The organism is Streptomyces sp. NPDC002851 (assembly GCF_053591935.1).
The window spans coordinates 1-8,761 of sequence record NZ_JBSFUT010000077.1 but is presented as its reverse complement, the minus strand read 5'-3'; the positions used below and the strand labels follow the sequence as shown (position 1 = coordinate 8,761).

8 protein-coding genes are annotated in these 8,761 nt (G+C 71.0%); 1 reads left to right on the top strand and 7 read right to left on the bottom strand.

Annotation, left to right across the window (positions count from 1 at the left end; translation table 11 throughout):
* Positions 1–125 precede the first annotated feature (125 nt).
* The 6 genes from ACWD10_RS38110 to ACWD10_RS38085 form a co-directional block, all read right to left on the bottom strand.
* A complete protein-coding gene (locus tag ACWD10_RS38110; protein ID WP_451098383.1) occupies positions 126–1,508 on the bottom strand; it encodes a hypothetical protein in 1,383 nt (460 codons plus the stop codon).
* A 14-nt stretch (positions 1,509–1,522) separates the two neighbouring features.
* Entirely contained in the window at positions 1,523–2,707 is a 1,185-nt protein-coding gene (locus ACWD10_RS38105; RefSeq protein WP_451098381.1) for a hypothetical protein, read from the bottom strand.
* A 215-nt stretch (positions 2,708–2,922) separates the two neighbouring features.
* Complete coding sequence (locus ACWD10_RS38100; RefSeq protein ID WP_451098380.1) at positions 2,923–3,789, bottom strand: COG1470 family protein; 867 nt, start codon at positions 3,787–3,789, stop codon at positions 2,923–2,925.
* A gap of 131 nt (positions 3,790–3,920) precedes the next feature.
* On the bottom strand, positions 3,921–4,595 hold the full coding sequence (locus ACWD10_RS38095) for an LPXTG cell wall anchor domain-containing protein (RefSeq protein WP_451098378.1): 675 nt from the start codon (positions 4,593–4,595) through the stop codon (positions 3,921–3,923).
* 175 nt (positions 4,596–4,770) lie between these two features.
* Complete coding sequence (locus ACWD10_RS38090) at positions 4,771–5,259, bottom strand: ATP-binding protein (RefSeq protein WP_451098376.1); 489 nt, start codon at positions 5,257–5,259, stop codon at positions 4,771–4,773.
* Positions 5,260–5,504: 245 nt separating this feature from the next.
* Positions 5,505–5,873, bottom strand: coding sequence for an STAS domain-containing protein (locus ACWD10_RS38085; protein WP_451098374.1), 369 nt, complete (start codon positions 5,871–5,873; stop codon positions 5,505–5,507).
* Between the two features lie 506 nt (positions 5,874–6,379).
* On the opposite strand from ACWD10_RS38085, the gene ACWD10_RS38080 reads away from it, so the two are divergent.
* Positions 6,380–7,261 (top strand): RNA polymerase sigma factor SigF, encoded by an 882-nt coding sequence (locus ACWD10_RS38080; RefSeq protein WP_451098385.1) that lies wholly within the window; start codon positions 6,380–6,382, stop codon positions 7,259–7,261.
* A gap of 140 nt (positions 7,262–7,401) precedes the next feature.
* On the opposite strand, the gene hutI is transcribed toward ACWD10_RS38080, so the two are convergent.
* Positions 7,402–8,571, bottom strand: a complete 1,170-nt coding sequence (hutI, locus tag ACWD10_RS38075; RefSeq protein WP_451098372.1) for an imidazolonepropionase — start codon at positions 8,569–8,571, stop codon at positions 7,402–7,404.
* Between the last annotated feature and the right edge of the window lie 190 nt (positions 8,572–8,761).

Here is an 8,761-nt window from a genome sequence, read left to right as displayed (position 1 = left end):
TCCCCTACCCGCCCCTTCCCGAAAGCTTGCAGCGGCTTCGGGGGCTGCCGCCCCCGGACCCCCGCTCTCATCGGCCTGAACGGCCTCGTCCTCAAACGCCGGACGGGCTGTTGGTTGCCGACGGGCTAGGCGTTCCCGGCCCGCCTCGGCATGAACGTGAACACCGCGCCGCCGAGCAGGATCACCGTCCCGGCGATCAGGCCGAGGGCGCGCAGGGCCCCGTTGTCCGAGGCGCCCGTGTCGGCGAGGCCGCCGCCCGCGGCCGCCGCGTCAGCGCCGCCCGAACCCGAGCCCGAGCCGCCCGCAGCGCCGCCCGGCTGGGCCGAGGTGTCGAGCTCAAGAGAGACCTCGGTCTTGGCCGGGGTGCAGGTGGTCGTCGTACCCAGGGCCTTCACCGTCAGGACGCCCGGCGACAGCGTCGCCTTGCCGTCCGCGCCCGGCTTGTAAGTCCCCTTCAGGTCAGGGATGTTGATGGGGTCGCCGGTCTTGATCTCCTCCTTGTTCGTCGGACCCTCGACGTACACCGTGCCCTTGTCCGCGCCGCCCAGGACCACCTCCATCGACGGTTTCACCGAGTCCTTCGGGATGTCGGCCGGGCTGTTCATCACGGACTTCTTGAACTTGACCGTCAGGTCGAAGTTGCCGCCCGCCTTCTTGGCGTTGATCTGCACCGGCGAGGTCGCTTCCTTGTCGCCGATCGGGGTCTTGCACTCGTACGGCACTTGGACTTCCTTGCCTTCGAAGTCCGTCCGGCCGCCGCTGTCACCCCCGGAACCACCGGAGCCGCCGGAACTGCCGGAACCGCCGCCCGTGTCACCACCCGTCGAGCCGCCGGAGTCACCCCCGGAGCCCCCGGAGCCCCCGCTGTCCCCGCCCGTCGGCGGGTTCGGCAGCCCGGTCGGCAGGTCGGTGGGCGGGGTCGTCGGCAGTGACGGCACGTCCGTGGGTATTCCGCCCGTCACGCCGCCCGAAGTCGCCCCGCCCTCACTGACCTTGATGGTGTGGGCCGACTTCACGGCCTCCTCCGGCGCGCACTTCGTATCCGTGGAGACCGGCTTGCTGACGTTGATGTTGTACTTGTCCGGGGTCAGCGTCACCTCGCCCGGCGCCGTCAGCTTCAGCTTGCCCTTCATGTCGGAGAGGACCATCGGGCTGTTCTTGGGGATCGGCGGGTTCTTGCGCTCGCCCTCCATCGCGAGCTCGCCGGTCCGGCCGCCGCCGACCTTGATCGTGCCGGTCGGCTTGACCGTGTCCTTCTCCAGGTCGATGACGTCCGGGTTCTTGGACGCGGCCTTGGTGGTCTTCCAGATCACCTCGACCTCGTCGCCCACCTTGGCCTCGGCCGGGGCCTTGATCTCCACCTCGGTGGTGCCGTGCACCGGATCCATCCCGGAGATCGCCGGGGGTATGCACTCGGTCTTGTACGCGGTACCGGCGGCTTGTGCCGGGGCCGCCGCAAGCAGGATCCCCGCTCCGCCGAGCATGAGCGCGACGCCTGCCGCGCTCACTCTCCGTTGAGTGATCACGTGTTTCCCTTCCCGCTGGACTGTCCTGGTGACTGTGCTGTTTCCTCGTCCTCGTGCGGTGCGGAGAGCTGTGCCGGTGCCCCCGGCGCGGAGTCCGGGGTGAACCACGGCAGGGTCGTGGTGGTGGCGGCCGGGGACGGATCCTGGGTGCTTCCGGTGCCGGTGCCGGTGCCGGGGTCACCGCGTCGCCGGGACGCCGAACCGGCAAGCGGCGTCAGGGACTTCGGCAGGCGTACGGGGCGGCGCGCGGGTGGGCCGCTGCCATGCCGGGGTACGGAGTGATCGCGGGCCCGGCGACCGCCACCCCGGCGTGGCCGCACCCGGTCGACCACCGCCATCCCGATCCGGAACACCGCCGCCGGTACGACCACGGCGAGCAGCACCCAGAAGAGCGTCACGCCCCAGGGCCGCCCCACGTCCCAGGGCTGCTCGGCGAGCACCTTGCCGCCGTACCGCAGCGCCACGCGGTAGTCGCCGTGCGCCCCGGCGGGCAGCTGCACCCGCAGCTCGACCTTGGCCTTCTTGCCGGGGGCGAGGGTGCCGCGCCACTGCTGTTCCTCCCACTCGGGCGCGAACACCCCGTGCGAGGTGCCGACCTCGAACACCGGGTTCTTGACGGGGGCCGAGCCGAGGTTGCCCACGGTGGCCACGAGGGTGCGGCTCGCCGGGGCGCCGAACCAGGTCAGGATCGAGCTCGACCCTTCGAGCCGGGTGGCGGCCAGAACCGCCAGCTTGCCGCCGCTCCGCTCGTCCGGGAGCGGCTTCACGGGGTGCCCCGCGACCTTGAACTCGGCCTGCGCGACGGCCTTTTCACCCGTGACGTTGGTGACCCGTACGACACAGGGACAGGCCACGGGCGGCTCCGCCACGGGCAGCTTCTTGCTGAACCGGCCCTCGGCGTCGGTCCTGACGGCGCGGCCGTCGGCGTTGGCGCAGGCGTTGGTGCCGCCGACCGGATCGCGCCCGGGGGCGGCCTGGCCGCAGATGAGCAGCATGAGCAGCGTCTTGGGCCGCCAGCCGGTACCGGTGGCGGTGATCGAACCGCCCGTGCCCGCCTCTGCGCGCGAGAGCGTCACCTCGGGGTTGCCGTCTTCGGCGGCGGTCGCCAGCTGTGCGGGCTGGACGGCGACCGCGAGGGTCAGCGCCACGACGATGGCGAGCAGCACCGCCCGTGCCCGCATCAGGATCTGTCCGGCGCGTCTCGGCGTCGCCTGCGGCGGGCCTGCTCCCCGGCCCCGCCCCTTCCCGGCTGTATGGAATATGCGGCTAACGCCGCGTGGCTGACGGCGCTGCGGGGCCCGCGGCGAAGCCGCTGACGGATGCAGCGCCCCCGGACCCCCGTTCATCGCGCTGAACGCGCTCGTCCGCAAACGCCGGACGGGCTGAATTACCTCCGTCACGTCCGCGCTCCCCTCACCTCGTCGGCGCCTCCGCGCCGCCGCCGACCCCATTCCCGTACGCCCCAATAAGCCCCGCCCACGAGAGCGAGCAGCCCGCCCCCGACCGCCGCCACCGCATCCCCGGACGCGAACCGCACCGAAACCTCGGCCTCGTCCCGGGCCCCGCCCGCCCCCGTCACGGTCAGGTGCACATCCGCCGAGTCGAGGGCGGGCACGTCCGGCCACGGCTCGCGGAGGGTGATCCGGCGGCCCGGCGCCAGCTCGACCGGCAGGGTGCGCGGGGCGCGGTCCAGGAGCCGCCGCCCGAGGAGCCCGTCGGCGCGTACCGCGAGCTTCGGGGTCAGGGCGGTGTTGCCGCGGTTCACCAGGGCGTACGAGATATGGCCGCCGTCGACCCGGACGTCCTCGACGGTGAGCGCGGCGAGGGTCGGGCCGCTGACCCGGAGGTGCACCCGTACGTCGGCGCCCCGGCCGCTACCGTCCTCGCGCACCACGAGCGAGGCCGGGTGGTCGCCCGGCACCGCGCCCTCGGGCACGGTCACGGTGAACGGCACCTCGGCGCGGGTGCGCGGCGGCACCGTCACCTTGTCGTCCTTGAGCCGGATCCAGGCACCGGCGTCCCGGGCGCCGCGCAGGCGTACGGTGTGCGGCTCGTCGCCCGGGTTGGTGACGGCGACCCGGTCCTCCAGTACGGCGCCGGGCGCGCCCTCCAGATAGAAGTACGGCCGCCCGTCCTCAGCGGGCCGCGAGCCGCCACCGGCGGACGGGGTGACGCTCCAGCCGCCGCCGTCCGCGTCCGCGGGCAGCGCGAGGGGGGCCGCGGCGAGCAGCAGGGCGGCGAGGGCGCGGGACCCGAAGGGCATGGGCGGCTCCAAATTCAGCCCGTCCGGCGTTTGAGGACGAGCGCGTTCAGCGCGACAAAGCGGGGGTCTGGGGGCGCAGCCCCCAGGTACGGCAACCGAGCCGACGGCACGGATACGTGATCCGGAAGCCCCTACCCGCGCGCCGCCTGCCCCTGCCCTCGCCTCGTCAGCCAGAGCACCCCCGCCGCGCCGATCAGGACGACCGTCCCGCCGAGCGTGCCGAGCGCGATCGCCGAGTCCTCGGGGCCGGTCTGGGGCAGTTCGCCGCCGCCCGAAGCAGCGCTTCCGCCCGCCGCCGCGGTGACGTCAAGGGTCAGGGACGGCTTGGGGTTGTTCTTGGGCGTGCAGGTCGTCGTCGTACCGAGCGCCTTGATCGTCAGCGTCGACGCCGTGAACGTGACCTTCCCGCTCTTCTTCGGCGTATAGGTCCCCGACAAGTCGTTGATCTTGATGGGGGTGTTGGCGGGAATGGCCTTGTCGTTGGGCGGCCCGGACACCGGCACATTGCCGCTCTCCGCGCCGCCGAGCTTGATCAGGGCGCTGGGCTTCATCGCGCCCTTGCCCAGCTCGACCGGGCTGGAGGAGACGCCCTTCTCGAAGGACATGACCAGCTTGTACGCGCTGCCGCTCTTGGTGCCCTTGATGTCGATCGGCGAGACGGCGCCCTTGTTGCCGATCGGCGTCTTGCACTGATAGTCGACGTCCACGACCTCGGCGTGCGCGGCGGGTGCGGCAAGGAGCACCACCACCGATCCGGCCACGGCCACGGCCGCCGCGCGGGCGGCCCCCTTCTTCCTGTACGACACTTCAAGGTCCCCTCAGCCGAAGGTACTTCGCACCCTGACACTTCCTGACGGCACATCAGATCGGGCGCTCAAGGTACGCCCGGCGCCTTGGGGAGGGAAGACAAAAGACAGCCCCGATGTCAGGGCTGTAGGCGTCGGTCGGGAAGCGGCTCGAGAGGGTGGCCGGAGGGTGGGACTAGCCCGGCGCGGCCAGTTCCGCCCAGACCGTCTTGCCGGACTGTCCGGGCGTGCGGACGACCCCCCAGTCCAGGCAAAGGCGTTGCACTATGAACATGCCGTGCCCGCCGGGCCGTCCGGCGCGGTGCGGGGTGCGCGGCGCGGGCTGGCCGGTGCCGCGGTCGGTGATCTCCAGGCGGAGGACCTTGCCGTCGCAGCCGATCCGCAGTTCGTCGGCGCCTTCGGCGTGCAGACAGGCGTTGGTGACCAGTTCGGAGACGACGAGCAGTACGTCCTCGGCGGCGGCTCGCTGGTCGGCGTTGGCGGCCGGGAGCCAGCCCCAGTCGCCGAGCGCCTGGCGGGTGAAGTCCCGGGCGAGCGGTACGACGCCACTGGCGCCGTTGAGGCTCACCTTGCGCACCTGGCGCGGGGAGCGCGCCGCCTGGGCGGGGGCAGCGCACGGCTCCGGGCCGCGGTCGCCCGGCGAAAGGGGCCGGGTGGTGCTCATCAGCGCTTCACCTCACCGATTCACCAGCTCGTCGATCTCTATGGATCTGTAGGGACACAAACTCAGTCGTCTCCTGCCCGGCCAATGCGGGGGAACACCCACGAGTTGTGTCCGGACAGTGTGATGCGGGTTACGCCTCGATCGCATCTTGATAACAGAGGTCTTGATGGCGGGGGCCTTGAATGCGGAGACCTCGATAGTGGAAGTCTCGATAAAGGGAGCCAACTGTGGCGCAGCTCACCCGTTCACTCCGCCAAGGCGGCTTCGACCGACGCGTGCACCGTAAAAACGGCCTCCGCACCGGTGATCTCGAACACCCGGGCCACCACCGGCAGCATCCCGGCCAGATGGACCCCGCCGTCCGCGGCCTCGGCCTTGAGCCGGGCACCAAGCAGGACGTTGAGCCCGGTCGAGTCGCAGAACTCGAGCCGCCCACAGTCCACGACGAGACGAGCCTCACCCTCGGCCAGACAGCCGTCCAGGGCGTCCCGCAACAGATCCGCGGTGTGGTGATCCAACTCACCTACCGGCGTTACGACGGCACTACGGCCCTCACTGTGCACCTCGACCCGAAGCCGGCCCCGGTTGGCGCTGCCGACCGTCCCTCGGTCCATGCCGTCTCACTTCCGAAGGTCTCGAGCTGGTGGTTGACGCCGTAAAACCCTACGCCTTCATTACGCGACCCGGTACCCGAACATCCCCCCGAAATCGGACATTTAACCGCATACTGCACTTGCGAGTGGCACCCGGAAGCGGGTAGGGCTAGATAGACCGCAATCAAACATCGCCGGCTTCGGAGGCGCCGCACACCGCAGTGCACGTATTGGCATCGGCAGCCATATGCCGAGAACGATGGAGGACCCCCATGTCACCCCGGCTCGACGCATCGCATACCCGAAAAGCGACGTCGACACCCCCGACGGAACGATTCAAGTCCAGACTCCACGGGCTCCCGGCCCCTCGCACGGAGAGCACGGCCCCGCACGACGCCCTGGGCCTGACCGACCTCCAGGAGGTCGCGGATGTCGCGGAGGCCGCGGACGCCCCGCACGCCGAGCTCGCTGAGCTCGCCGAGATTCCGGCTCCCGGGATCGCGGAAGCCGCAGCGGAAGCCACGGACATGTCGGAGACCGCAGACGCCGCTGACGCCACGGACCTCCTCGAAGGTCTCGGCGCGGATCTGCACGGAATCCCGGGACTCGCGGATCTCCCGGCGATTCCGCCCTACGACGAAGTCGCTCCGCTGGACGCAAGGGCCCTGTCCAAGACCCTCTTCGAGCGCCTCGAATCGCTCGAGGAAGGCACCCACGAGTACGCGTACGTACGCAACACGCTCGTCGAACTCAACCTCGCCCTGGTGAAGTTCGCCGCTTCCCGGTTCCGCTCCCGCAGCGAACCGATGGAGGACATCATCCAGGTCGGCACGATCGGCCTGATCAAGGCGATCGACCGCTTCGAGCTCAGCCGTGGCGTCGAGTTCCCGACCTTCGCGATGCCGACCATCGTCGGCGAGATAAAGCGCTTCTTCCGTGACACCTCGTGGTCCGTGCGCGTCCCGCGCCGACTTCAGGAGCTGCGCCTCGACCTCGCCAAGGCCGGTGACGCGCTCGCCCAGGAGCTGGACCGCGCGCCGACGGTGACGGAGCTCGCCGAGCGGCTCGGCATCTCCAACGAGGAAGTCGTCGAGGGCATGGCGGCGTCCAACGCGTACACCGCCAGCTCGCTCGACGCGCAGCCGGAGGAGGACGACTCCGAGGGCGCGCTCGCGGACCGGATCGGCTACGAGGACCACGGGCTCGAAGGCATCGAGTACGTCGAGTCGTTGAAGCCCCTCATCGCCGAACTCCCGCCGCGCGACCGGAAGATCCTCTCGCTCCGCTTCGTGGCGAACATGACGCAGTCCGAGATCGGTGACGAGCTGGGCATCTCCCAGATGCACGTCTCCCGCCTGCTGTCGCGCACGCTGGTACGGCTGCGCAAGGGGCTGACGGTCGAGGAGTAACTCTCCGAGTAACTCGAGGTGTAATACGGCACATCGCGCTGTACGGCACGGCGCCGGTGCGGGAGATCCGTCCGCGAGGAGCGGATCCCCCGCACCGGCGCCGAACCGTTTGTACGGGTCTTCGGGTACGACGACGGGGGTCAGGCCACCCGTACGCCCCGCTGCCACACCTCGTTGACCAGCGGCACGCCCGGCCGGTAGGCCAGGTGCACGTGGCTGGGCGCGTCGAGCAGCGCCAGGTCGGCGCGGGAGCCGGGGGTGAGTCGCCCGACGTCCGTACGCCGCAAGGCGCGTGCGCCGCCCGCGGTGGCGGACCAGAGGGCCTCGTCCGGGGTCATCCCCATGTCCCGTACCGCCAGGGCGATACAGAACGGCATGGACGAGGTGAACGACGAGCCCGGGTTGCAGTCCGTGGAGAGCGCCACGGTCGCGCCCGCGTCGAGCAGGCGGCGCGCGTCGGGCCACTCGGCGCGGGTGGAGAACTCGGCGCCGGGCAGCAGCGTGGCGACCGTATTGCCGTGCGCGAGCGCGTCGACGTCGCCGTCGGTGAGGTGCGTGCAGTGGTCGGCGCTGGCCGCGTCGAGCTCCACGGCGAGCTGTACGCCGGGCCCGTAGCTGAGCTGGTTGGCGTGCACGCGCGGGGTGAGGCCCTTGGCCCGGCCCGCGGTGAGGATGGCGCGCGCCTGGTCGCCGTCGAAGGCGCCCTTCTCGCAGAAGACATCGACCCAACGGGCGTACGGGGCACAGGCGTCGAGCATCTCGCCGGTGACGAGGTCGACGTAGGCGCCGGGGTCGTCGGCGTAGTCGGGCGAGACGATGTGCGCCCCGAGGAAGGTGACTTCATCGGTGTGCCGGGCGGCGATGCGCAGGGCGCGGGCCTCGTGGTCCGTGGTCAGGCCGTATCCGGACTTGGTCTCGAAGGTGGTCGTGCCCTGGCGGGCGGCCTCGCGCAGATACCGTACGAGGTTCGCCTCGAGCTCTTCGTCGCTGGCGGCGCGGGTGGCGGCGACGGTGGTCCGGATGCCGCCTGCGGAGTAACTGCGGCCGGACATCCGGGCGTTGAACTCCTGGGTACGGTCGCCGGCGAAGACGAGGTGGGAGTGCGAGTCGACGAACCCGGGGATGGCGGAGCGGCCTTCGGCGTCGTGGCGGGTGTCGGCGGGGGGCGCTGCGCCGGCGGGGCCGACCCAGGCGACGCGGTCTCCTTCCAGGACGATGGCTGCGTCCTGGACCTGGCCCAGGGGCCCTTCGCCGAGGTCCGGTTCGTTGGTGACGAGGTTGCCGATGTTGGTGATGAGGGTGGTGCTCATGGGGGTTCCTCTCGTGGGTTTTATTCCCCAGCCCCGCCCCTTCCCGAACTGGGGCTCCGCCCCAGACCCCGTATCGCGCTGAACGCGCTCGTCCTCAAGCGCCGGACGGGCTGATAAGTACCGCCCGCCCCATCAAGCCCCTCCGGCGTTTGAGGAGCGGGGGTGCAGGGGGCAGCGCCCCCTGCTTACG

What these genes read in the sequence shown, in the direction of transcription:
- ACWD10_RS38105 (WP_451098381.1), bottom strand. Translation starts at nt 2,707, where the DNA reads ATGCGGGCACGGGCGGTGCTGCTCGCCATCGTCGTGGCGCTGACCCTC.
- ACWD10_RS38100 (WP_451098380.1), bottom strand. Translation starts at nt 3,789, where the DNA reads ATGCCCTTCGGGTCCCGCGCCCTCGCCGCCCTGCTGCTCGCCGCGGCC.
- ACWD10_RS38090 (WP_451098376.1), bottom strand. Translation starts at nt 5,259, where the DNA reads ATGAGCACCACCCGGCCCCTTTCGCCGGGCGACCGCGGCCCGGAGCCG.
- ACWD10_RS38085 (WP_451098374.1), bottom strand. Translation starts at nt 5,873, where the DNA reads ATGGACCGAGGGACGGTCGGCAGCGCCAACCGGGGCCGGCTTCGGGTC.
- ACWD10_RS38080 (WP_451098385.1), top strand. Translation starts at nt 6,380, where the DNA reads ATGTCGGAGACCGCAGACGCCGCTGACGCCACGGACCTCCTCGAAGGT.
- hutI (WP_451098372.1), bottom strand. Translation starts at nt 8,571, where the DNA reads ATGAGCACCACCCTCATCACCAACATCGGCAACCTCGTCACCAACGAA.